At 61.9% G+C, this 23,285-nt stretch carries 19 protein-coding genes; 8 read left to right on the top strand and 11 right to left on the bottom strand.

Going from position 1 to position 23,285, the window contains the following annotated elements:
* Positions 1–9 precede the first annotated feature (9 nt).
* The 4 genes from CAF73_RS18685 to CAF73_RS18670 are packed head-to-tail and all read right to left on the bottom strand — an operon-like array spanning position 10 to position 2,293.
* Positions 10–567 (bottom strand): DUF4136 domain-containing protein, encoded by a 558-nt coding sequence (locus CAF73_RS18685; protein WP_085703462.1) that lies wholly within the window; start codon positions 565–567, stop codon positions 10–12.
* Between the two features lie 50 nt (positions 568–617).
* Complete coding sequence (locus tag CAF73_RS18680; protein ID WP_085700970.1) at positions 618–1,229, bottom strand: DUF4136 domain-containing protein; 612 nt, start codon at positions 1,227–1,229, stop codon at positions 618–620.
* Between the two features lie 12 nt (positions 1,230–1,241).
* Positions 1,242–1,991, bottom strand: a complete 750-nt coding sequence (locus CAF73_RS18675; protein ID WP_085700971.1) for a methyltransferase — start codon at positions 1,989–1,991, stop codon at positions 1,242–1,244.
* Positions 1,991–2,293, bottom strand: coding sequence for a MazG-like family protein (locus CAF73_RS18670; RefSeq protein ID WP_085703461.1), 303 nt, complete (start codon positions 2,291–2,293; stop codon positions 1,991–1,993). The genes CAF73_RS18675 and CAF73_RS18670 overlap by 1 nt, the downstream gene beginning before the upstream one ends.
* A gap of 143 nt (positions 2,294–2,436) precedes the next feature.
* On the opposite strand from CAF73_RS18670, the gene CAF73_RS18665 reads away from it, so the two are divergent.
* Positions 2,437–2,730, top strand: coding sequence for a hypothetical protein (locus tag CAF73_RS18665; protein ID WP_064379237.1), 294 nt, complete (start codon positions 2,437–2,439; stop codon positions 2,728–2,730).
* A gap of 37 nt (positions 2,731–2,767) precedes the next feature.
* The gene (locus CAF73_RS18660; RefSeq protein WP_085703460.1) at positions 2,768–4,117 is read left to right on the top strand and encodes an MATE family efflux transporter; all 1,350 of its coding nucleotides are present in this window, start codon (positions 2,768–2,770) and stop codon (positions 4,115–4,117) included.
* Positions 4,118–4,126: 9 nt separating this feature from the next.
* Here the strand turns inward: CAF73_RS18660 and CAF73_RS18655 are convergent, their stop codons facing one another.
* The 6 genes from CAF73_RS18655 to CAF73_RS18630 form a co-directional block, all read right to left on the bottom strand.
* A complete protein-coding gene (locus CAF73_RS18655) occupies positions 4,127–4,921 on the bottom strand; it encodes a DUF4123 domain-containing protein (protein WP_085700973.1) in 795 nt (264 codons plus the stop codon).
* Positions 4,918–6,267 (bottom strand): type VI secretion system Vgr family protein, encoded by a 1,350-nt coding sequence (locus CAF73_RS18650; protein ID WP_085703459.1) that lies wholly within the window; start codon positions 6,265–6,267, stop codon positions 4,918–4,920. Before CAF73_RS18650 ends, CAF73_RS18655 begins: the two co-directional genes overlap by 4 nt.
* Positions 6,268–6,499: 232 nt before the next feature.
* Positions 6,500–8,413 carry an arginine decarboxylase gene (gene speA, locus CAF73_RS18645; protein ID WP_085700975.1) on the bottom strand — a complete coding sequence of 638 codons (1,914 nt, stop codon included), beginning with the start codon at positions 8,411–8,413 and terminating at the stop codon, positions 6,500–6,502.
* A gap of 218 nt (positions 8,414–8,631) precedes the next feature.
* Positions 8,632–9,003 (bottom strand): translation initiation factor Sui1, encoded by a 372-nt coding sequence (locus CAF73_RS18640; protein ID WP_064379228.1) that lies wholly within the window; start codon positions 9,001–9,003, stop codon positions 8,632–8,634.
* Between the two features lie 186 nt (positions 9,004–9,189).
* Positions 9,190–9,747, bottom strand: coding sequence for an NUDIX hydrolase (locus CAF73_RS18635; RefSeq protein ID WP_085700976.1), 558 nt, complete (start codon positions 9,745–9,747; stop codon positions 9,190–9,192).
* 3 nt (positions 9,748–9,750) lie between these two features.
* Positions 9,751–10,818, bottom strand: a complete 1,068-nt coding sequence (locus tag CAF73_RS18630) for a DUF2333 family protein (RefSeq protein ID WP_085684934.1) — start codon at positions 10,816–10,818, stop codon at positions 9,751–9,753.
* A gap of 495 nt (positions 10,819–11,313) precedes the next feature.
* Here CAF73_RS18630 and gcbA point away from each other — a divergent pair, with 495 nt between their 5' ends.
* From gcbA to accC, 6 genes are all read left to right on the top strand, one after another.
* The gene (gene gcbA / locus CAF73_RS18625; protein ID WP_085703458.1) at positions 11,314–12,984 is read left to right on the top strand and encodes a diguanylate cyclase GcbA; all 1,671 of its coding nucleotides are present in this window, start codon (positions 11,314–11,316) and stop codon (positions 12,982–12,984) included.
* Between the two features lie 50 nt (positions 12,985–13,034).
* Positions 13,035–14,981, top strand: a complete 1,947-nt coding sequence (locus CAF73_RS18620; RefSeq protein ID WP_085703457.1) for a methyl-accepting chemotaxis protein — start codon at positions 13,035–13,037, stop codon at positions 14,979–14,981.
* 58 nt (positions 14,982–15,039) lie between these two features.
* Positions 15,040–16,797 (top strand): protein-disulfide reductase DsbD, encoded by a 1,758-nt coding sequence (locus tag CAF73_RS18615; protein WP_085703456.1) that lies wholly within the window; start codon positions 15,040–15,042, stop codon positions 16,795–16,797.
* A gap of 132 nt (positions 16,798–16,929) precedes the next feature.
* A complete protein-coding gene (aroQ, locus tag CAF73_RS18610) occupies positions 16,930–17,385 on the top strand; it encodes a type II 3-dehydroquinate dehydratase (protein ID WP_007951022.1) in 456 nt (151 codons plus the stop codon).
* Between the two features lie 24 nt (positions 17,386–17,409).
* The gene (gene accB / locus CAF73_RS18605; RefSeq protein WP_085703455.1) at positions 17,410–17,880 is read left to right on the top strand and encodes an acetyl-CoA carboxylase biotin carboxyl carrier protein; all 471 of its coding nucleotides are present in this window, start codon (positions 17,410–17,412) and stop codon (positions 17,878–17,880) included.
* Between the two features lie 17 nt (positions 17,881–17,897).
* Positions 17,898–19,253 carry an acetyl-CoA carboxylase biotin carboxylase subunit gene (gene accC, locus CAF73_RS18600; RefSeq protein WP_085700981.1) on the top strand — a complete coding sequence of 452 codons (1,356 nt, stop codon included), beginning with the start codon at positions 17,898–17,900 and terminating at the stop codon, positions 19,251–19,253.
* Positions 19,254–19,318: 65 nt separating this feature from the next.
* Here the strand turns inward: accC and CAF73_RS18595 are convergent, their stop codons facing one another.
* Positions 19,319–23,269, bottom strand: a complete 3,951-nt coding sequence (locus tag CAF73_RS18595; RefSeq protein ID WP_085703454.1) for a type III effector 1 — start codon at positions 23,267–23,269, stop codon at positions 19,319–19,321.
* Between the last annotated feature and the right edge of the window lie 16 nt (positions 23,270–23,285).

Genomic DNA, 23,285 nt, shown 5'->3' with positions numbered 1-23,285 from the left:
TCAGCAGATTCAGCGCGGTGGATAGTTGGACAGGATCCGCGCCACGGTTTCGCGGATGGCGTTGCTGCGATCTGCCGGGTTCGGCGTGCTGCTGAGCATTTGCTCGTCGCTGCCGCGCCACACCAGTTTGCCGTCCTTGCCGTCGAGCAGATCGATCTGGATGGTCGCCACTTTGTAGGTGATGTTGCGGGTTTCGTTGTACATCGGGGCACCCCAATACCCGTTCCATGGGCCACCCCAACCGCCGCCGTAGTTGGTGGTCACCTGTTGCTGACGGTCCTCGACGATCAGGTAGGTCTGCACATTCAGATCACCTCGGGCGCCCGAAGCGGCCGGGCGCAGGCCACGCTGATCCAGTTGATCGGCGACGGCCTGCCGGATGCGTTGTTCGGTCAGATCGCTCTTGATCCGTGGATCGTCGGGGCGGTATTGCAAGGCGGGGTCTTTCCAGCTCCAGCTGCGATAGGCGGCAAAGTCGCGGCTGGCGTCGAAGTCATGATTGACCTGGTTGGCGGCACAGGCACTGAGCAGTGCGGCCACGGCCAGTAAAGCGAGACGGCGGAACATGGTTTTTCTCCGGTGGAAGACATGAACCTGAGCTTCTCATTGGCGGGAAGCTAACCGGGAGGATACGCCGACATGGCCTTTTCGACAGCCTCCCGAATCGCGTCGGTGCGATCACCTTGCTTGCCCTGGGTACCGGTTTCGGCGCTGGCGCTCCAGACCGGCTGACCACTGCCGGCGTCGAACAGATCGACTCGCACCACCACGACCTGTTCCTGATAGGTCCGCACGATCGGCACCGTGTTGTACATCCCGTAACCCCGGCCGTAACGGTCATAACCGCCATAGCCGCCGTAGTAACCGTAATCGTCCTGCACCTGACGCAGGCGGGTTTCCAGGCTCAGGCGGGCACTGACCAGCAGGTCGGCCGGGCGATTGTCATGCAGCGGGCGCAAACCACGCTGGTCCAGTGCACTGCTCACGGCTTCGGCCACTTGCGCCGAATCCGCCCAGGCCGTGCCCGGCGGCAGCTGACCGTTGAGCCACGCCCAGCTACGATAGCGCCCGTAATCCCGAGGCGGCGCGGGATAGGCGCTGCGGTCGAAGGTGGTCGCCGCTTGCGGTGGCGCCGGTGGCAACGGCCGCGACTGCGCCACGTAAGGGTTGCTGCCCTGGCAGGCGGCCAGCCCCAGACAGATCAGCAATAACCCTGAATGACCTTTCATATCTCGCTCCGATCAGATCGGCCGGCAGATCCAGTGCAAGTAGCGCCCAAGCCCGGCGAAGCTTGGGTGACGACGGTGGGCGAGCTCCATCTCGAGCAAATCAATCAATTCGGCGCGGGCCTGGAATTCCACCGGCATGTAATCGTGAAAAACCCGCACCCCGCTCTGGGTTTCGACCTGCCACAACCCGGCGAGTTGCGTCGCCAGTTCCCGTGGATCGAGTGGCTGTTGCGGGGTCAGGCTCTGCTTTTCACCGGCCATGTCGTTCTTGCGCATTTTCTTGAAATGGCCTTTGAGCAGGTTCCGGTAAATCAGCGCATCACGGTTGTAGAACGCCAGCGACAGCCAGCCGCCGGGCTTGGTCAACTGATGCAACACCGGCAGGATTGCGTGGGGTTCGGCCAGCCATTCCAGCACCGCATGGCACAGCACCAGATCGTAGGGTTCGGTGAGCTGGCCGAGCAGTTCCTGCCAGGGCGCCTGAATGAACGTCGCGGTTTGCCCGGCGTCGGCAAAGCGCTGGCGTGCGCCTTCAAGCATCGGTTCGGCTGGCTCGGTGAAGGTCACCTGGTGCCCGCGCTCGGCCAGCCATAGCGACATGTGGCCCAGGCCGCCGCCAATGTCCAGCACCCGCAACGGACGATCCGGCAGGGCTTCGGCGAGGTCGGCCTGCAGCACCGCGAGGCGGATCGCGCCTTTGGCGCCACCGTAGATTTTTTCGGCGAAGCGGGTCGCCAGCTGATCGAAATGACGGTCGCTCATCAGCTGAAACGCCGTTCGCTGTCGGCGAGTTTGCTGCGCACCACTTCATTCATGTCCAGCCCCAATTCGCTGCACAGCAGCAACAGATACAGAACGATGTCGCCGACTTCCTGCCCGGCGTGGGCGAGTTTGTCCGCCGGCAGTTGGCGGGACTGGTCTTCGGTCAGCCACTGGAAGATTTCCACCAGTTCGGACATTTCCACGCTGGCGGCCATGGCCAGGTTTTTCGGGCTGTGAAATTGCCGCCAGTTATTGCGGTCGCGAATGGCGTGCAGGCGTTCGGTCAGTTCAACAAGGTTCATCGGGCTCTCCTGAAGGCGTATAGCTTCGGGGGGATGCGTATCGAAGGCAAGCGCCAGTCGCCCGTTAAAACCCTCTATGCTTGCAGGGAACTCGACCGCCTCCGCTGCGGCCCAAGGCTCAGCTCTTTCATCGGGAAACAGACATGCAGGTAGAAAGCTTTTTCGAATGGCTGGGCCAGGCGCTCGGCTCGATCATCCGCTTCATCGTCGATGGCCTCAGCGGCCTGTTCAATCTGCTGGGCAACGCCGGCGGCAACTTCGTCGACGGGCTGTCGAGGGCGTTGGGCATGGACACGTCGATCATCAGCATCATCGCGCTGATCGTTGGCCTGATGCTGTTGTGGTCGGCGATCCGCGCGTTCATGAATGCCTCGATCATTGCCGGGATCATCTGGTTGCTGCTGGGATTATGGCTGTTGAGCTGGATCATTCACTGACACCTGCCGCTACAATGCCGCTCCCCAAGGAGCCCGCATGTCCAACCTGATCACCGACTGGCGCGACCGCCCGACCCATCGCCGGGTCTGGGCCCTCGCCGCCCCCATGATCCTCTCCAACATTTCCGTGCCACTGGTGGCGCTGGTCGACAGCACCGTCATCGGGCATCTGCCTCATGCCCATCAATTGGGCGCAGTGGCCGTCGGCGCCAGCCTGTACACCTTTCTGGCCTGGGCCATGGGTTTTCTGCGCATGGGCACCACCGGTTTCGCCGCGCAGGCCGCCGGGCGCAGCGACGGCGCGGCCTTGCGGCAGATTCTGCTTCAGGGCCTGTTGCTGGCGATGGGGTTGGCGCTGTTGCTCGGAACCCTGGGCGTACCGCTGAGCGGAGTCGCGCTGCACTTCATGCAACCGTCGGCGGAACTGGATCAACTGACCCGCGACTTCTTCCACACCCGGCTGTTCGGGTTGCCGGCGGCGCTGGCCAGTTATGCGCTGGTCGGCTGGTTCCTCGGCACGCAGAACGCCCGGGCACCGCTGGCGATTCTGCTGAGCACCAACCTGATCAACATCGTGCTCAACCTGTGGTTCGTGATGGGTCTGGACTGGGGCGTGGTCGGTTCGGCCCGAGCCTCGGTGATCGCCGAATGGAGCGGCGCCCTGCTCGGCCTGTGGATGACTCGCAAGGCACTGCGCGCCTATCCCGGACACATCGCCTGGGCCGCCCTGAAAATCTGGCAGAGCTGGCGCCCGCTGCTGGCGGTCAATCGCGACATTTTCATCCGCAGCCTGGCGCTACAATCGGTGTTTTTCCTGATCACCGTACAGGGCGCGCGACTGGGCGATGCCACGGTCGCGGCCAACGCGCTGCTGCTCAACGGCCTGCTGCTGACCGCCCACGCGCTGGACGGTCTGGCTCACGCCGTCGAAGCCCTGTGCGGCCACGCCATCGGCGCCCACGATCGTCTGGCCCTGCGCCGGTCGCTGGTGGTTGCAGGTGGCTGGTCGTTGCTGGCGAGCCTGGGCTTCGCGGCACTGTTTCTGTTGGCCGGCCACTTGTTCATCGAAATGCAGACCGACATCCAGAGCGTGCGCGAGACCGCGTTCATCTACCTGCCCTACCTCGCCGTCCTGCCGTTGATCGCGGTCTGGAGCTACTTGCTCGACGGCCTGTTCATCGGTGCCACCCGCGCCCGGGAAATGCGCAACGGCATGCTGGCGACCGTGATCCTGTTGCTGCCTGTCGCCTGGGCGCTGCAAGGTCTGGGCAATCACGGCCTGTGGATTTCATTCCTGTTGTTCATGGTGCTGCGCAGCCTGACGCTCGGGGGCCTGGCGTGGTGGCTGCGGCGCACCGATGGCTGGTTCAACGGTGCCGCTCACTGAAGCGGCGCCTCACGACGGGTCGTCAAGCCAGCGCCGACGCAACAGCTCGAGCCGTTCCCGTGGGGTCAATCCATGTGGCAGCGGTGTCAGCTCGGCATGCGGATGCTGCAAACGCAGCCACAACCAGTCGTCCAGCAACGCCTGCTCGCTGAACCCCAGTTCCAGGCCTTGCTCCTGAAAGGATGAGATCAGCCGATAGTCGTTTCCCATCGCCTGACTCCAGCGCCAGACCTGCTGATCCAGCAGACAACGGTGCAGACGCTCGCGCTGTCGGCGGGTCAGGCTTTGTTCGATCCGCAGCGGCTCCACGGCCAGTCCCGGATTGCGCAGTTGCTGCCAGCCCTGGCTGCCGCCGGCCAGATCGGCCCAGGTCCCGCCGAACCAGCGCAGCCATCCGATCGGGCCGAGCCAGCAGCTCAATTGTCGGGCGTCGCAGGCATCGAAAAAGTAGCTGGCGGTCTGCCGATTGTAGAAATTGAGCAGTGCCCGATGGTTCAGGCCGACAGACACGGTCAGCATCCGCTGCAAGTGTTCGCGCAATGACGGCTCCGAGGCCTCGCTGCCCAGCAGCAGACCTTGCCAGGTCAACGGATCGGTGTGGCAGAGCGCCGACAGCGCCGGGCTGTCGCGCAAATCGATCAACCACGGGCCCTGTTCACTGACAGGCTGAAACTCCGTACCGTCAAACAGCTTCAGGCTGTGCACACCGGCAAATCCATGGCGTAACGTCTGCACGGCCTGCGGCGCCTGTGCGATGTCCAGCAATAACCACTGAGCGTGCCGTCCGGGAGTCGCGAGGCTCATCTTCCGTTGCTCGATTTGAGCCCGGCGACCAATCGACAGCTGCACAGTGACGCCGCGCAATGGTGATAACTGCCGCCTCCGGGTATCAGGCACAACAGCAATAATGGCTCGGCCGCTTTCAACCATTGAGGCAGGCCCACGCTCGCCATACGCGAGGGCAGCGGTGACGGTGCATCATCCTCGATGACTTCGGTCAGTGCCGGGACCTGCAGGACGCCGCTGATCACGGGCTGCTCAGGGTCACCTTCCAGAAAACTCACCACCACCTCTACCCCGTCCTTCAATGACGCCATCTGCATTTCGGCCAACGCCGGCGCCACCGGCAGCCAGCAGTGGCTGGGGCGGGCCCCTTCCCCCTGATAGAGCCAGTCGAACTGAACGGCCACCGGCCGCACGGGATCCGGTTGCGCCTCCTCGACCGACACCACCCATGCACGTTGCGGGCTACACATGCGCGCCCCCCGGTCTGCAATAGATGACCGGGGTAGCGATAACTGGTCAGTGGCGAAAATCCGGTTGCTGTAGGGCGGCTCGAGGGACTGATCGGCCCGATGTTCGATTCGGCTTACCAGCCAGTGCGTATTCGAGTCATCCAGGGGCTGGCCGGAAATCGTCAGCCAGTGCCCACTGCGCAGGGTCGGCGAAGCGGAATGCCCCTGCGCCGAACGCGCCCGCCGCGAGCCTTCTGTGTGCAGGCGCGCGTGCTCGCTCACTTGCCAGCAGCTCAATGTCGGAATCGGCTCCCCTTCCTCGCCCTCGAATTGCGGGCTCCCGGCGCGGGGCAGCCGGGCCGGATCGTCGCCGAACACCAGGCAATGTCCCCGGATCCCGTGTTCGAAGTGGTAGTGAATGCGTGCCTGGCCGCACAACCGCTGCAACAGTTGCAGATCCGACTCGCCGTACTGGGTGCAGAATGTCAGGGGCGGATACGCGCCTTGCAGATCGAATCGGCGTCGGGCGCCACTGATTCCGTGCTCCCTGAGCACCTGATCAAGAATCTGCGGTATCGAGAGATCAGTGAAGATGCGCTGGCTGTTACGCAGGCCCAGGCAGCTAAGACGCGGCCCGAGCCGCGCCTGAAACAACCGGGCACCGCGCCGCTGTTCATGCTGGACAAGGCTGTGCAACTGGCCGTGAATACCATTGCCGCAAGGCCCGAAGCACAAGCGCGCGGAACGATACATCAGGCCTGCAAGGTCAAGGTGAGGGTCATCGACCAGCACATCGATTTCGAATGAAAAAGGCTCGCTGATGGCTTCGCAACCCGTGAATGCGAGGACTTCGAGTGAGTCGGACAGGCCCGCTACATCGAGACGAAACGACGGCTCGTCGGCTGGATCGAACATGGGGGGATTCTCTACAGGGGGGCGGGCGGGGATTCTCGCCGAGACCCATGGCCGAGTAGAGGGCCGAACTACAAATTCGGAAATGACCTACGCGAAAAGCAGACGACGTCACTTTGCCAGCCTGGAAGCAAGCCGTTTCGCAAAGAGAAAAAGAAGCGTCTCACCCGGTTGTCTGAAACGTCCGCACTGAGCGGAAAAATTTCAGACAACCAGATGAAAGCGGAACCTGACCTCAGGAAGACAGGTAAGAGGAGCGGGTCAGACCCAGGCGCAATGCATCGAGGAACTGAGTGCGCTCGTTGGCGCTGATGCGGGCACTGGCGCACTTGTCGCGGTAGTGGGTCATCAGCTCTTCCGGCGACAGGTGCACGTAGCGCAGCATGTCTTCGATGGTGTCGTGGGTTTCAATGCCGGCGTGGTACACGCTGCCGTCGGCGTTCTGGTAGATGTTCACCGAGTCGGTGTCACCGAACAGGTTGTGCATGTCGCCGAGGATCTCCTGATAGGCGCCGACCAGGAACACGCCCAACAGGTAGTCTTCACCTTCGTTCAGCGCGTGCACCGGCAGGCTGGTCTCGATGCTCTGCTCGTCGACGTACTGGTTGATCTTGCCGTCGGAGTCGCAGGTGAGGTCTTGCAGAACGGCACGACGCAGCGGCTCTTCGTCGAGACGGTGCAGCGGGATGATCGGCAGGACCTGATCGATCGCCCAGGTATCCGGCAGGCTCTGGAACACCGAGAAGTTGCAGATGTACTTGTCGGCCAGCTTGTCGTTGAGTTCGTCCAGCACCTGGCGGTGCGAACGCTGACGCGCCTTCAGCGAGTTGTGCAGACGCCGGCACACGGCGAAGTAGCACTGCTCGGCCAAGGCCTTTTCAGCCAGGGTCAGCTTGCCGTCGGCGTATTGGGCAGCCACGTCGCTCATGTAGTGGGTGGCGCGCCAGTAGGTTTCGGTGACCATTTCGATGTCGGTCGGGCCGAGCAGGTCCACCAGCCACTGCACGGTTTCCGGCAGCGCCTCCTTGTTCTCGATCTGCGGCACGTCGTCGTTGTGTTTCTCGACGTCGGTCACCTGCACCACCAGCATGGCGTGGTGCGCGGTCAGCGAACGACCGCTTTCGGAGAAGATGTGCGGATGCGGCAGGCTCTGCGCATCGCAGAATTCCTTGAGCATGCCGACCACGACACCGGCGTAGTCGTCCATGTCGTAGTTGATCGAACTGGCGTTGCGCGAGTGGGTACCGTCGTAGTCGACACCCAGACCGCCACCGACGTCGATGTGATCGACCGGCAGACCCAGATTGCGCAACTCGCCGTAGTATCGAATCGCTTCTTTGAAGCCGTGCTGGTAGTCGGCCAGATTGGCGATCTGCGAACCCATATGGAAGTGCAGCAGACGGATGCCCTGATCCAGGCCGGCCGCGCGGAAACGCTCCACCACCGACAGCAGTTGCGCCGCCGACAGGCCGAACTTGGATTTCTCGCCACCGGTGTCCGCCCACTTCGACGACGCCAGCGACGACAGACGCACGCGCAGGCCGACCTGCGGCTTGACCTTGAGCGAGGCGGCTTCTTCGATCACCAGACCGACTTCGGATTCTTTCTCGATCACGATGAACACGTTGTGGCCGAGCTTCTGACCCATCAGCGCCAGACGGATGAACTCGCGGTCCTTGTAACCGTTGCAGACGATGGTGCCGCCCTTCGGCGCCAGTGCCAGCACCGCCAGCAGCTCAGGCTTGGAGCCGGCTTCCAGACCGATGGAGACGTTCTGGGTGGCGATGATGTTTTCGATCACCGCTTCCTGCTGGTTGACCTTGATCGGGTACAGCGCGGTGTATTTGCTCTGGTATTCCAGACGCTCGATGTTCGCATCGAACGCACCGGTCAGCTGACGGACGCGGTCTTGCAGGATGTCGGGGAAACGCACCAGCAGCGGCAGGGACAAGCCACTCTTGCGCAACTGGTCGACTTGTTCGAACAGATCGATAGGCGAGCTGTTCGGGCCGTTCGGACGAACCTCGACGCGACCGGCGTCATTGATCGCGAAATACCCGGCCCCCCAATGGCGAATCCCGTAAACACTGCGGCTGTCCGCAACTGTCCATTGGCTGCCATCGTCTTTGCGTGTGCGTCGTACGGACATCGAAGTCCCCTATAAAGAAGTCATAGTGCGTCGCCTGATCTCAGGCCGGCGCAGTCTAAAGAATGAAAATGACGGTTCGTCAGCGGGGCGGTAGACCGCGCTGACAGCGTTGAGTTTAGAAACCGGTCATGAACAGGCTCTGTGAAAACCATGGAAACGACGTCAGGCCCAGGCGCTCTGGAGCTGAATCAAGCCGCCGGTGGGTTTCACAGAGGCTGCTAGCCGCCGGACTTCTTCGCCTTGAAACCGTGCTTGACCAACTCGGCCAGAAGCAGCTCGACATGGTCGCCCTGAATCTCGATGACCCCGTCTTTCAACGCACCGCCGGTGCCGCAACGTTTCTTCAACGTTGTCGCCAGCTCTTTGAGTGCGTCTTCGGCCAGAGGCACGCCGGTGATGGTGGTCACCGTCTTGCCGCCACGGCCCTTGCTCTCGCGGCGCACGCGGGCAATGCCGTCGCCGGCCGGGATCACGGTTTGCTTGCAGATACAGGCGTCCACCGGCTTGCTGCATTCCGGGCAATGACGACCTGCGTCGGTGGAAAATACCAGGCCGCCCAGGGCGGCGAAGGATGCGGCTTTTTTGGCCACCGGCAATCCTCTCGGGAGGACAAAGACTGATCGCAGCCTTGGGCAAGGCTATCGACCGCGAAGCCCCACTCAGGCAGGGGCAGCGCTACTGTGCCATGAGCTCCTGAAAGCGGGTCGGCACAGCTTGAAAAGGTCGCGCAGTGTAACGGCAAAAACGCCGATTGCTAAGTGCCAATCGGCGCCAATTTATGTGTTCTTTGCGACGTCGCTCTGTTGCGCCTTCAGATAGCGTTTCAATGCGGCCAGAGAGTCCGGGCAATAAGGCTTTTGCTGGATTTCCAGCATGACCTGTTCGACCGGAATGAAGCGCGCTTCGAGCACTTCTTCAGGCTGCAGGATCAACGGCCCGTCCCACACCGCCGAAAACGCCGAACACCACAGACGATTACCGGTGTCTTCGAAGTAGAAATGGTCGTGGGCCGTCAGCTCGACGCCACTCACGCCCAATTCTTCTTCCAGCTCACGGGCTGCCGACTCGGCGTAGGTCTCGTCCGCCTGCACCATGCCGCCTGCCGCCACATCCCAGTAACCGGGATAGATGGCTTTGCTCAACGTGCGCCGATGCACGCAGAGTTCACCGGCGGAGTTGAACAACATGATGTAGGTGCCACGACCGATCAGCCCGCGCTCGCGCAGGTCGGAACGCACCAGGGCGCCGAGCAGGTTGTCCTGCTCGTCGACCCAGGCGATCTGTTCGGCATCCGAGGCGGCGCGGTGGGCCGCCTCTCTGGCGTGCTCATCCATGACTCAGCCCTGATTGAGCAGTTGACGCAAATCGATCACGGCGGCGTTGGCCCGGGAAATATAGTTGGCCATGACCAGCGAGTGGTTGGCCAGCACACCGAAACCGCTGCCGTTGAGGATCATCGGGCTCCAGACCGGCTCCTGAGACGCCTCCAGCTCGCGAATGATCTGACGCACGCTGACAGTCGCATTCTTCTTCGCCAGCACGTCGGCGAAATCGACCTCGATCGCGCGCAGCAAGTGCGACAGTGCCCAGGCCTGACCACGGGCTTCGTAGAACACGTTGTCGATCTGCATCCACGGAGTCTCGACGACTTCCTCGTCGACCTGCGGCACTTCCCCCACCGCCGGAACTTCGGTTTTCAGCGCGGTGTTGAGCTTGACCCGGCCAACACTGGCCGACAGGCGTTGCGACAGCGAACCGAGACGGGTGCCGACATCGCCCAGCCAGTTGTTCAGGTTGTCGGCGCGGGCATAGAACAGCGCGTTTTTCTGGGTCGGGTCGGACAGGCGCGCCTGATAACGGCTCAGGGAATTGATGCCTTCCTGATATTCCGACTCGCTGGACGGCAGGATCCAGCTCTTGTTGTCGAAGTTGAAGCGCGGCTCGGCCTTGGCCAGATCGGCGTCTTCAGCCGATTGCGATTGCGAGCGGGCGAAGTCCTTGCGCAGGGCGCGGGTCAGGTCGCGGACCTGCACCAGCACGCCGTATTCCCAGCTCGGCATGTTGTCCATCCACAAGCCCGGCGGGAAACGGTCGTTGGAAATATAGCCACCCGGCTTGTCGAGCAAAGTGCCGGCAACGGTTTTCAGGGTTTCTACGGTGGTGTAACCGACCACCATCTGCTTGCCTTCCTTCTCGGCGGCAACCTGGGCGTTCTGCGCCACGGGAAACAGCGCCGGTTCCTGGCTCCAGTACCAGCCCAGGCCAATGGTCACCAACAGATAAATGGCAACCAGCGTAGCCAGCGCCCGGCTGAACAACAGCCCGCCGACATAGCTGCGGGCGGCCGACTTGGGCTCGGCGGCACGTTCAGGCGCGCTGCCCGCGCGGTTCTTCCAGTCCAGCATGGCGATATCCTTTCAATCTTGGGTTCAACGGTTCGACCACAACCATACAACAACGTGCCTCGCCCCGGCACCCGCGATCAGGGTCGCGGAAAAAAACAGGCGGTGTTCGTCAGTGAACGAAAGGATAGTCGCAGGCACAAATGCGCGGCGTTCCGGTGACACAGGGTCATGTTCAGACAAATGTCTCGTAGGGGTTTCCCTGACCCTTCCAGCGCAAAACCCTTGTGAAGCTGACCTTGGAAAAATCAGAAAGCCCTGACAAACGATGACCATCCAGCGCAGGGGAAGCGTCCTCAAAAGCCCTGGGAAATATCCTTTAAGGCCCGGATTACGGGCCCTTGGTCGACGAGCAAGTCGCGGACAAAACCAACCAGTCAGAAACTGAATGATGCCGCACCGCAGATTATTGACGTACGACACTCATGTAAGGGAAAAGAGGTGCTAGCATAGAGCCACCAGTCGATCTCAGCATGCAGCCTAACTAGTAGTCAGGATATGACCGAGCCAGAAGACCCCAGCCGTGAGCGCCTCAAGCACCACTTTGCCCAGCGGGTAATTCATCAGGCACGTCAGATTCTTGAGATATGGCAGCGCCTGCAACGCAGTGAGTGGTCCACTGCCGATCTCGCCGAACTGAGCGAGGCCAATCTGCGCCTGCTGCGTTTTGCCGAGCGTTTCGAACAGCCCGAACACACGCAACTGGCCCGCCACATCAGCCAGTCGCTGGAAGCGGTGGACGCCAATCGCGGCCGCCTGAGCAGCGGCCTGATCACCGATCTCAACCGCTTGATGCAGCGCTTGTCGCGCACCGGTCTGCGCCATGGCGATCAGCTTGACCAGACTTTCCTGCCGCCCCTGCGCAAACCGATCTACGTGATGCTGCAGGATCATGACCGCGCCGAACGTCTGGCCAAGCAGCTGGAGTTTTTCGGTCTGAGCGCTCAGGCGCTGGACAGTGTGGCGGCGTTTCGCTCGTCGATGGTCGAGCGCCTGCCCGCCGCGATTGTTATGGACGTGGACTTCAGCGGCGCCGGCGTCGGCCTGAAACTCGCCGCCGAAGCTCAGCAAGGTCTGGAAGAACCGCTGCCGCTGCTGTTTTTCAGCCTGCACGAAACCGACACCCCGACCCGCCTCGCAGCGGTTCGCGCCGGCGGCCAGGAATTTCTCACCGGCACCCTCGAAGCCTCAAGCCTGCTGGAGAAGATCGAGGTCCTGACCTGCGTCGCCCAGTACGAACCCTATAAAGTGCTGATCATCGACGACTCCCGCGCCCAGGCCTTGCACACCGAACGCCTGCTCAACAGTGCCGGGATCGTCACTCGCACCCTGATCGAACCGATCCAGGCGATGGCCGAGCTGGCGGATTTCCAGCCGGACCTGATCATCCTCGATATGTACATGCCGGCCTGCACCGGTACCGAGCTGGCGAAAGTCATCCGCCACAACGACCGCTATGTCAGCGTGCCGATCATTTATCTGTCGGCCGAGGACGATCTGGACAAACAGCTCGACGCCATGAGCGAGGGCGGCGACGACTTCCTGACCAAGCCGATCAAGCCGCGCCACCTGATCACCACCGTGCGCAACCGCGCCGCCCGCGCGCGCAACCTGAAAGCACGGATGGTCCGCGACAGCCTCACCGGCCTGTACAACCACACGCACATTCTGCAATTGCTCGAAGACTGCTCGTTCCGCGCCCGCCGCGAGAACAAGCCGCTGAGCTTTGCGATGCTCGACATCGACCACTTCAAACGGGTCAACGACAGCCACGGCCATCCCATGGGCGACCGGGTGATCAAGAGCCTGGCGCTGTTCCTCAAGCAGCGGCTGCGCAAGACCGATTTCATCGGCCGTTACGGCGGCGAAGAATTCGCCATCGTCATGCCCGACACCGATATAGAAGCGGCGCACAAAGTGCTCGACGAAATCCGTCAGCGCTTTGCCGAAATTCACTATCCGGCCCAGCCGCAGGATCTGTGGTGCACCTTCAGCGCTGGCGTGGTGGAAATGCACGACGACTCCGACAGCCTGATGATGGCCAGCCAGGCCGACGAGGCGCTGTACCGCGCCAAGAGCGAAGGACGCAATCGGGTGCAGATCGCGCGCGACTCAAAGCAAAGTGCCACTTTTTCATCGGAATCGACCCAATCGGTCATAACCCTGTAATAGAACCGCAATAAATTCAGGCGCTTACCGTTCTGCCGTTGGTAGCCGTCATGCGCCTGAAGTTGCTCACCAATCTCAATACTCTTTTGCTGGTCGCCGTCTGCGTGGCCCTCGGCGCCACGCTGTGGTGGTCGCAGAAAGCCCTGGAGCGCCCATATCTGTTGATGGAGCGTTATCTGGGACTGTCGCAGCAATTTCAGAATGACGTGGCACGCAACGTCGAGGACTACCTTGCCAGCGGCGACGCCCTTCGCCTGAGCAGCGCCAGCCAGGCCATCGAACAGTTGCAGAAAGAACTTGGCGAGCTGCCGCCGGCGCTGGCCGACACCTTGCGCCCGAGCCTCACCGGCCTCGATGAATTCAGCAAGACCGACCTGCTGGCCGCCGGCAAACTGGCCGGCGATCCGCAGGCTCTGCTGTTGCAGGCCGAACGCGAATTGAGCGCCAGCCTCGATCAGCTCAGCACCTACGCCGGCGGCAACGCGACCTATCTAACGCCCCTGCTGGTTGCCTCTCAACATCTGGGCAAACTGTCGCTGGCCCGGGACAAGCTGGTCAGCAGCGGACGCAGTGAACTGGCCGCCGATGTCGAACGCGAACTCAGCAACATCCGCACCCAGGCCCAGACAATCGAGGCCCTGCCCTTGCTCGGCGTGGTCGCCAGCAGTGAGTCCGGCAGCGACGACTTCGCCGCGATGATGGGCATCGAAAGCACGGAAAAAGCCGCTGCCGAAGATGCCGGCGTCGGCCTCAAACGCGAACTCAACAGTTTGCTCGGCCGTTATCCGGCGGAGCTGGCGCGCACCCGCGATCAGATCCAGAAACGCACCGACCTGAGCACCGCGACCCACCAGAAAATCGCCGCCGTGCAGCAAGCCATCGCCGGTCTTGAACCGGTGGTGCGCGCCCAGCATGGGCAGATTCAGGGTGAAGTGCGCCTGATGCAAGGCGTGATGATTGGCCTGATTCTGCTGATCGCGCTGCTGATCGACACCCTGCAACGACGCCTGGCCCGCACCCTGACCAACCTCGCCCCGGCGCTGTCGACCTGGGCCGAAGGCGACTTCAGCCGCGACATTCATCTGGGCAAGACCAACCGCGAACTGCACGACATTGAAGCCTCGCTCAATCGCCTGCGTGCCTACTTGGTGGACCTGGTCGGGACCATTCGCGGCAATGCCGAGCAGGTGGCGGGCAGCAGTCGCACCCTCGCCGAGCTGAGTAATGACTTGCACAGCGGTGCCGAACATCAGGCCGGCGATACCGCGCTGATCCGTGATTCCCTCGGCGAACTGGAAGCGACCATCCAGCAAGTGGCCGGCGATGCACGCCAGGCTGCCGACGCCAGTCGCCATGCCGGGCTGGCCGTCGAACACGGGCAACAAGTGATCGGCCAGAGCCTCACCGGCCTGCACGCGCTGGTCGGCGAGGTGCAGGGCAATGCGCAGATGATCGAACACCTGGCCGAAGAGTCGGCCACCATCGGCGGCGTACTGACGGTGATCCGCTCGATTGCCGACCAGACCAACCTGCTGGCGCTCAACGCGGCAATCGAAGCCGCCCGCGCCGGGGAAATGGGTCGCGGATTTGCCGTAGTGGCCGAGGAAGTTCGCTCGCTGGCACAACGCACCGCCGGCGCCACGGCAGAAATCCAGACCCTGATCGCCGGCCTGCAAACCGCCGCAAGGCAATCGGTCGAGGGCATGCGCGCGCAGGTCGAACACGCCGAGGCCACGGCCAATCAGGCGCAATCGGCGGACGGTGCGCTGGACAAAATTGTCGGCGCAATCCAGACCATTTCCGACACCGCGATCCGCATCGCCGACATCACCGCACAACAGAGCGGCGCGGTCAGCGAGATTCGCGATCACAGCGAGCGGATTCACCAGTTGGGCGGGGTCAATCTGCTGCGCATCGGCCAGGGCCGCGAGCAAGGCGAGAACCTGCTTTTGCTGGGCGGCCAGTTGCACACCGCCGTGCAAGCGTTCCGCGTGTGACACACAGCGCAGGGCCAAGTCCGCTATCATTCCCGCACCTTTGATTCGCGAGATTGTCATGCGCCGTCTGCTCTGCCTGCTGTTTTTCGTCTTCGCCCTGCCGGCCGGTGCCGCCGGTCTGTTTGACAGCAAACCCAGCGCCACACTGGGCTCGGTCAACAACAGTGCCGACTTCCTGCCGGTGCGCGAAGCCTTTCAACTGAGCCTGGTCGAGAGCACCCCGCAATCGGTCAAACTGCGCTTCGTTGCCAGCGAAGGCTATTACCTCTACCGCCATCGCTTCCAGTTTCGAGCCGAACCTGCCGAGGTGAAACTCGGTGCCGCACAGTTACCCCAGGGCGAACAGAAACACGACGAGTATTTCGGCGACGTCGAGGTCTACCACGGCATTCTCGACGTGGAACTGCCGCGCAATGACGCCCGGGCGTTCACACTGGCCGTCACCTATCAGGGCTGTGCCGACAAGGGTCTATGCTATCCGCCGGAAACCGAACGCCTGAGCATCGAAGGCAACGCATTGGCAAGTGGCGCGTCCACTCCGGTGACGGGTTGGGACTGGCGTGACCTGGCGCTGTTTTTCCTCGCGGGTCTGGGGCTGACCTTCACGCCTTGTGTATTGCCGATGCTGCCGATCCTGTCCGGCGTGGTGCTGCGAGGGCAGGTCGGCGGTTTGCGTGGTTTCAATCTTTCCCTCGCTTATGTGCTGCCGATGGCCGCCTGTTTTGCGCTGCTCGGGGCCTTGATGGGGCTGTTCGGCGCGCAACTGAATTTGCAGGCACGGCTGCAATCGGCGTGGGTGCTGGTGCCGTTCGCGATGTTCTTTGCGGTGTTCGCGCTGGCGATGTTCGGCGTGTTCGAGCTGAAACTGCCGCACTTCATCAGCAGCCGCCTCGACCGGATCGCCGGGCGCACCGAAGGCGGCTCGTTGTGGGGCGCGGCGGTGCTGGGTGTGGTGTCGAGTTTGCTGGTATCGCCGTGTGTTTCCGCCCCGCTGGCCGGCGCGCTGCTTTATATAAGCGCCAGTGGCGACGCGCTGGGCGGCGGCCTGAAGCTGTTCATGCTCGGCCTGGGGATGGGCGCGCCGTTATTGCTGGTCGCCACTGGCGGCGCGGCGTGGCTGCCGAAAAGCGGGCCGTGGATGATGTACGTGAAAAACGGCATCGGCGTGTTGCTGCTCGGGTTGGCCATCGGTTTGCTCAGCCGGGTATTGCCGGGCCAGATCACGCTGCTGCTGATCGGCTTGCTGGCCGGTGGCGTCGGCCTGTTCCTCGGCGCTCTGGAATTCGTCTACAAACCGCCGCGCAAACGCCTCGGCCAGTTGCTGGGCATGTTCCTGCTGTTTTATGCGCTGGCCTGCTGGTACGGCGCGTTCAGCGGGCAGACCGACCCGTTGAATCCGATAGCCCCGGCGCGCCTTGCCGACAGCGGATTGTCGGCGCAAGACGGCGGTTCGTGGCAGACCGTCAGCACCCCGGCAGAACTGGACCGGGTGCTGCTCGAAGCGAAAACCGCCGGCACCCCGCTGCTGCTCGACTGGTACGCCGACTGGTGCATCAGCTGCAAAGTCATCGAACACGAAGTACTCAATGACGCCACGGTCGTGAATCGGCTCAAGGGCTATCGGCTGATTCGCTTCGACATCACCGCGAGCAATGCCGAACAGCGCACCCTGCTCGACCGCTACAGCCTGTTCGGCCCACCGGCGCTGATGTTCTTCGGCAAGGACGGGGTGGAACGTCGCGATGTGCGGGTGATCGGCGAGATCAACGCCAGCGACTTCGCCGAACGTGTTGCCAAAGCGAATGACCGGATTTAATCACTCAGTCACATATTTTGCGCAAACATCGGTCATCGTGCTGGCTATTGCAGAGAACTGGACAGTCACAAAGGCTTTGCGGCATAGTCGCCGGGTTCTGACGAAGGCTCACCCATAACAAGGAACACGCAGATGGCAACGCTACTGGTGCTGCACGGCCCCAACCTGAACCTGCTCGGCACCCGGGAACCGGGGACCTACGGGTCGACCACCCTGGCGCAGATCAATCAGGACCTGGAACGCCGCGCCCGTGAAGCCGGCCATCATCTGCTGTATCTGCAAAGCAACGCCGAGTACGAATTGATCGACCGCATCCATGCCGCACGTGGCGAGGGTGTGGACTTCATTCTGATCAACCCGGCAGCATTTACACACACAAGTGTCGCATTACGTGACGCGCTGCTGGGAGTGAGCATCCCATTCATCGAAGTGCATTTGTCCAACGTGCACAAACGCGAACCTTTCCGCCATCACTCCTACTTCTCCGATGTAGCAGTAGGAGTGATCTGCGGCCTTGGCGCCAGCGGTTATCGACTGGCCCTGGAGGCTGCACTAGAGCAGCTTGAACAACAAGCTATACGCCCCTGACCGACCCTTGGGAGTTGATGATTCATGGATATCCGTAAAGTTAAGAAACTGATCGAATTGCTGGAAGAGTCCGGCATCGACGAGCTCGAGATCAAGGAAGGCGAAGAGTCCGTACGCATCAGCCGTCACAGCAAGACCCCGGCGCAGCAGTACTATGCACCGGCTCCGATGCAGGCTCCGGTCGCTGCACCTGCCGCCGCTGCCGCTCCGGTTGCTGCTGCAGCCGCTGCTCCAGCTGCCGCTGCTGCTCCAGCGCTGAACGGCACCGTTGCCCGTTCGCCGATGGTCGGCACCTTCTATCGCAAATCTTCGCCAACCTCGCCAGCCTTCGTTGAAGTCGGCCAGACCGTGAAGAAAGGCGACACCCTGTGCATCGTCGAAGCCATGAAGATGATGAACCACATCGAAGCTGAAACCAGCGGTGTGATCGAGTCCATCCTCGTCGAAGACGGCCAGCCGGTTGAGTACGACCAACCGCTGTTCACCATCGTTTGAACTGCGGAGAGCCTTTGATGACTGCGAAGTTGGAAAAAGTTCTGATCGCTAACCGCGGTGAGATCGCCCTGCGGATTCTGCGTGCCTGCAAAGAGATGGGCATCAAGACCGTCGCCGTTTACTCCAAGGCCGACAAAGAGCTGATGCACCTGGGTCTGGCAGACGAATCCGTCTGCATCGGCCCGGCTTCTGCCGCGCAATCCTACCTGCACATCCCGGCAATCATTGCGGCCGCTGAAGTGACCGGCGCTACCGCCATTCACCCAGGCTACGGCTTCCTCGCGGAAAACGCTGATTTCGCCGAGCAGGTCGAGAACTCCGGCTTCGCCTTCATCGGCCCGAAAGCCGAAACCATTCGCCTGATGGGCGACAAGGTATCGGCCAAGCACGCGATGATCGAAGCGGGCGTGCCAACCGTTCCAGGTTCCGACGGCCCGCTGCCGGAAGACGAGGAAACGGCGCTGCGCATCGGTCGTGAAGTCGGCTATCCGGTGATCATCAAGGCCGCCGGCGGCGGTGGTGGTCGCGGCATGCGCGTGGTGCACAAGGAAGAAGACCTGATCGCCTCGGCGAAACTGACCCGCTCCGAAGCGGGCGCGGCGTTCGGCAACCCGATGGTCTATCTGGAAAAATTCCTGACCAACCCGCGTCACGTCGAAGTGCAGGTTCTGTCCGACGGCCAGGGCAACGCCATCCATCTGGGCGACCGCGATTGCTCGCTGCAACGCCGTCACCAGAAGGTTCTCGAAGAAGCGCCGGCACCGGGCATCGACGAGAAGGCCCGCCAGGAAGTCTTCGCCCGCTGCGTCCAGGCGTGCATCGACATCGGCTACCGTGGCGCCGGCACCTTCGAGTTCCTGTACGAGAACGGTCGTTTCTACTTCATCGAAATGAACACCCGTGTTCAGGTGGAGCACCCGGTTTCGGAAATGGTCACCGGTGTCGACATCGTCAAGGAAATGCTCAGCATTGCCGCCGGCAACAAGCTGTCGATCCGCCAGGAAGATGTGGTCATCCGCGGCCACGCGCTGGAGTGCCGGATCAACGCCGAAGACCCACGCACCTTCATGCCGAGCCCGGGGACGGTCAAGCACTTCCACGCTCCAGGCGGCAACGGCGTTCGCGTCGATTCGCACCTGTACAGCGGTTATGCCGTTCCGCCGAACTACGACTCGCTGATCGGCAAACTGATCACTTACGGCGCGACCCGCGACGAAGCCATGGCCCGCATGCGCAATGCCCTGGACGAAATCGTGGTCGACGGGATCAAGACCAACATCCCGCTGCACCGTGATCTGACCCGTGACGAAGGCTTCTGCAAAGGGGGCGTGAATATTCACTACCTCGAGCACAAGCTGGCCAAACAGTCGTAAGGCTGAAGCGGCATGAAAAACCCGATCCCTGTGGATCGGGTTTTTTTATACCTGCAACAAAGCCATCAGACCATTACCGTGGAGAACGCGTGCTGCTCGACCATTGTGTCAGACGCCCGCTGGCCAGCATCATCGACCACCACTCCTGCTGCGTTTTCATGTAACGGTCTGCGCTTGAACCGCCTCGTAAAGTTTCGGGCGCGTATCGAGAGGCCGTCCGTGGCATAGGTCGATCTGGCGATAAGCGGGTTGTACAGCCCGCCAATCTGACCAGAGGAATGCTTGAACACTCTCGAGACTCCATTGTTCAGATTCAGCACCACGCCATAGCTGTTGCCCAGGCATGACGAGTATGACCAGTAATCCCAGGTCGGCTGCAGGCCCTGTTCGCGCAACACGCGCCTGACCGGACCGCCGATGTCAGCGCCCGCCGACAGCCAGTCGCCACCCACCAGCGTGGCGCGAATGTTCTGCGGTGTTCCCCCCAGACGCTCCAGCACCTGCGTGACACTTCGCTCGATCAACGGACGAATATTGTGATCAAAATGAATGACCGCCCCCGCTCTTGTCGTCGGGTTATACAGCGAGGCGATGACGCAACTCTGCGCATTCAGGGAAAACAGGTAGTTATCTTGCGATCCGGGATGGAAAGCCGCCACCACGGCCTCGCCCTGCAGCGCGCCGCGGTTCAGCACCGGCTCGACACCTCCAGGAAAAGCATCATTCAAATTGTTCACGCGCCCAAGGTCGCGCACGTTGCCACCTGCGAGTCCGACCCTGGCGCGTACCCACTTGCCGCCCGCAGCAAGACGTATCGGTTGCTGATAGATCGCGTTCGGGCGACGGGCATCGACCAGGCTCAGCCCACCGAAATGCGGATTTTCCCTGACCAGGAAATACTTGCCTTTGTTGCGAATGTAATAGGCCGGGTGCGGCTGTGCAGCGCTGGGCGGGCTGCGCCAGGTGCCGAAAAAGACGCCTTCTTCGCTCACCCTTTGCAAACCCTCGGGCTTCTTGCTGACGGCCTGCCTGGCATGGAAGCGTACTTCCCGGGTCGCCGGCAGCGCTTCCCTGCGCAGCGGAGCCACGGTATTCAGACGCTCTGACAACAACGAGACCGGCCTCATCGTGCTCTTCAGACTTCTGGCCGCGCTGCCCAGCCACTTGATCGCACTGCCAGCGCCGACCATAGCGAACAATGCTCCCCACGACGCCTCCAGCCAGTGGCCGAGAGCGCCATCGACGTCACCCTCCAGATGCGCAGCGACCGCCCGACCGGCGCTGACGGCAATGAACACTACATCAAGCAGCAAGGCAAACGGAGGGAACACCATGCAAAACGGTGCGGCTGCAAACATCAGCCCCTTGACCACTTGGCGTTCGATCATTTGCGCGCGGCTGGTGGTGATGTCCTGCACATCCGTAACCGCGCGCTCGATGTACGCATTGAACTCGCTGCGCGCGTCAATCAGGCGCTGCGCTTCGTACAGCGTATCGACCCGTTGTTTTTTTGCCGCAATCGCATACAGGGTGCGCGACACGATGCTGCGCGCGGCAACCGGCGTACGCGCCATCAAGTAGTCATGCAAAGCGCCTGCGATATCGCCGAACAGTGATTGATATGCACGCACCACAACGCCGTCGGGCGCGTCAGGCGTGTACAGCCACCAGGACGGCTCGGGGTCGAACGAGGTCAGAACATAAACCCCGAGCACGACGTGGTGGCGCACGGTGAACCTGAACACGCCGTCACTTTCGACCATGCTCGCGCCGGGAAAATGCGCACCCGGTGCTGGCACCTGGCTCAACAGAGAGACCTGACGGACCAGTGCCGAATACACCGCGTCGCTCAATCGCGCCTGACTTCTGGCCACGCGTAAATCACGGTCCATCTTTGACAGCAGTACGTTGCGATAGGCAAAGCGACGCGGTTCGTAGGCTGCATCACGCGGGTCGAGATATTTGCCACGGATCTCGCTGGCGTATTTTTCACCCAGCCCCGCCCGACGCAGAAACAGCGCCAGATCGGCGCTGCGCACCAGGCTCAGATCCTGGCCAACCGACGATCGCACGCCTTTTTTCGGATGTTCGATGCCGGAGTTGTCATCGTAGCCGTGAATGGCCAGGTCGAGCAGCGTTGACACCTGCTGCTTCCTGCGGTCGGCGACGCCAGGGTTGTAATCGATCAACACGGTGGCCGGATCGACCGGTTCCAGCACGTTCTTGCTGCGCATGTAGGGCGTGATCGCTGCGGCAACCGTGCGCTTGGCGAAATCAACAAAAACCTCGAAACCGCCGAGCAGCTCGTTGAAAACCTGCTGATGAACGATCAGTTCCTGATTCAGACTGCTGATGTGCCGGCGGGCCTCGAGCCCCAGCGTCGTGTACCAGCGCAGCGAGTTGTCCTGCTCGACCCGCTGCAGGTTGTTTGCCAGACCCATTTTTGCAGCGGCTTCGACGCATTCGGCAAACGACAGAGGCGCTCGTCGAAGGTCACTCTGCATGCCCCAGAGCGCGGGGCTGGCCGCCGCGGCCAAAAGATAATCCCGTGCAGCGTGATGTGCCGTCGGCGAAAGTTGCTGCAACAGATACTCACGACCGGATTCGCTCTGCGTCCAGCTCCACACTTCGCCGGTCAACGCCGCAATCGACGGCAACCGCACCCACTCCTGACCGTCCGGTTTGTTGGGCGCGTACAGCACCAGATGATTCACCACTTGCTCGGTTTCTGCCTGGTAGAACACCAGAAGATCGGCGCACTGCATGCCGTTGGGCAGTGTCAGTGCGGCCACTTGCAACGGTTTGTTGATAGCGTGTCCAGACCACATCTGCTCCAGACGCTCATGGTCGGAATCCGACAGATGAGCTGCGCAGCGCGCGACGAATGCGCTCTGCCGAAGCCGTGCGGCGAACCAATCGATGAGCGCCTTTAGTACTTCTGTGCGCTCATATTGCACGGCGAGAACTCGCAGGTAGTCTGCCGGGTAATCCTGCATCGCCAGCATATCGGCAACGAATGTCGGCTTCAGTGACTGATTGCGCAATGGCGCAGGACTGCTGATCTCCAGTACCGCTGCGAAGTCCTGCCCGATCGGCCCGCAGGCCAGCAGATCACTGAGGCTGCGATTGTGGGTCGGCTCACCGACCGCCGAGCGCCATTTGAGCCGCACGTCGATCCGGTCTGGTTCAACCGTCATGTCGAGCTTGAGCTGAATGTATTCGATGGCCTGCTGGCGGGCAAAGTCGCGCAACGAGCCGTAGCCCAGCAGCAGGTCATCGAGTGCTGCCTGGGCCAGTGAAGTCTGCTCCTGATAATCGCGCAACAGGGCGCGTTCCGGCTCCTTCAGCGCCTTCATCCATGACGGCAGTTGCGCGAAGGAATGCGCCTCGAGAATCTTTTTCTCTGCACCGGTTGCCAGGGCGGTCAACCGGTACCGACGCGTGCTCCGGGCCTGAACCCGGTCGATTTTGCTGCGCAATCGATCCAGTGTCAGGCCCGCCAGTCGATCACGGTGCAACAGCAACTCGATGTCCTTGATATAGCGCCGCAGCTTGCGTTTGACCAGACGATCAAACAGCGCTTCCTGCCCTTTTGTCGCCCAATGTTCTCGCAGGTATTTTTTGTACTGGTCGAGGAAATGCAGCGAAACGCTATCCACCGTCCGGATAACATGCTCATGACGGCTGGACGGCAAACCGGGGTCGGCGCCCCCCGGCCAGCGAAATGGCGCGTCCTGGAGCGCCAGGAACATGACTGGCCGGCCGTCGATAAGCTTCTGCAGAATGGCGTCAAGCAGGGCAACCACAAAACCCGGGGCGAAATGGCCGTCCGGGTAATGCCTGCGCAGTTCAGTCAATGCGAAATGCTCCAGTGCCTCGAGCAACGTCATCTGGCTGTTCAAGCGCTTGTCGATCATCACCTGCCAGCGCGTAATACGCAGCAGGATCTCCTGCACCGACCCCGCAGACGCAGCGGCTACCGGTAGTTCTTCTACAATCCCTTGTTGATCCGCCATGTCGCCCAGCCTTTTG

Source organism: Pseudomonas sp. B15(2017), assembly GCF_002113215.1.
In the GTDB taxonomy this organism is placed as follows: domain Bacteria; phylum Pseudomonadota; class Gammaproteobacteria; order Pseudomonadales; family Pseudomonadaceae; genus Aquipseudomonas.
Note: the sequence above shows the minus strand (reverse complement) of the source record. Positions and strands in the feature narration are given on the sequence as shown.

Excerpts from the sequence above, each read along its gene's own strand:
- CAF73_RS18685 (WP_085703462.1), bottom strand. The coding sequence starts at position 567 with ATGTTCCGCCGTCTCGCTTTACTGGCCGTGGCCGCACTGCTCAGTGCC.
- CAF73_RS18680 (WP_085700970.1), bottom strand. The coding sequence starts at position 1,229 with ATGAAAGGTCATTCAGGGTTATTGCTGATCTGTCTGGGGCTGGCCGCC.
- CAF73_RS18675 (WP_085700971.1), bottom strand. The coding sequence starts at position 1,991 with ATGAGCGACCGTCATTTCGATCAGCTGGCGACCCGCTTCGCCGAAAAA.
- CAF73_RS18670 (WP_085703461.1), bottom strand. The coding sequence starts at position 2,293 with ATGAACCTTGTTGAACTGACCGAACGCCTGCACGCCATTCGCGACCGC.
- CAF73_RS18665 (WP_064379237.1), top strand. The coding sequence starts at position 2,437 with ATGCAGGTAGAAAGCTTTTTCGAATGGCTGGGCCAGGCGCTCGGCTCG.
- CAF73_RS18660 (WP_085703460.1), top strand. The coding sequence starts at position 2,768 with ATGTCCAACCTGATCACCGACTGGCGCGACCGCCCGACCCATCGCCGG.
- CAF73_RS18655 (WP_085700973.1), bottom strand. The coding sequence starts at position 4,921 with ATGAGCCTCGCGACTCCCGGACGGCACGCTCAGTGGTTATTGCTGGAC.
- CAF73_RS18650 (WP_085703459.1), bottom strand. The coding sequence starts at position 6,267 with ATGTTCGATCCAGCCGACGAGCCGTCGTTTCGTCTCGATGTAGCGGGC.
- speA (WP_085700975.1), bottom strand. The coding sequence starts at position 8,413 with ATGTCCGTACGACGCACACGCAAAGACGATGGCAGCCAATGGACAGTT.
- CAF73_RS18635 (WP_085700976.1), bottom strand. The coding sequence starts at position 9,747 with ATGGATGAGCACGCCAGAGAGGCGGCCCACCGCGCCGCCTCGGATGCC.
- CAF73_RS18630 (WP_085684934.1), bottom strand. The coding sequence starts at position 10,818 with ATGCTGGACTGGAAGAACCGCGCGGGCAGCGCGCCTGAACGTGCCGCC.
- gcbA (WP_085703458.1), top strand. The coding sequence starts at position 11,314 with ATGACCGAGCCAGAAGACCCCAGCCGTGAGCGCCTCAAGCACCACTTT.
- CAF73_RS18620 (WP_085703457.1), top strand. The coding sequence starts at position 13,035 with ATGCGCCTGAAGTTGCTCACCAATCTCAATACTCTTTTGCTGGTCGCC.
- CAF73_RS18615 (WP_085703456.1), top strand. The coding sequence starts at position 15,040 with ATGCGCCGTCTGCTCTGCCTGCTGTTTTTCGTCTTCGCCCTGCCGGCC.
- aroQ (WP_007951022.1), top strand. The coding sequence starts at position 16,930 with ATGGCAACGCTACTGGTGCTGCACGGCCCCAACCTGAACCTGCTCGGC.
- accB (WP_085703455.1), top strand. The coding sequence starts at position 17,410 with ATGGATATCCGTAAAGTTAAGAAACTGATCGAATTGCTGGAAGAGTCC.
- accC (WP_085700981.1), top strand. The coding sequence starts at position 17,898 with ATGACTGCGAAGTTGGAAAAAGTTCTGATCGCTAACCGCGGTGAGATC.
- CAF73_RS18595 (WP_085703454.1), bottom strand. The coding sequence starts at position 23,269 with ATGGCGGATCAACAAGGGATTGTAGAAGAACTACCGGTAGCCGCTGCG.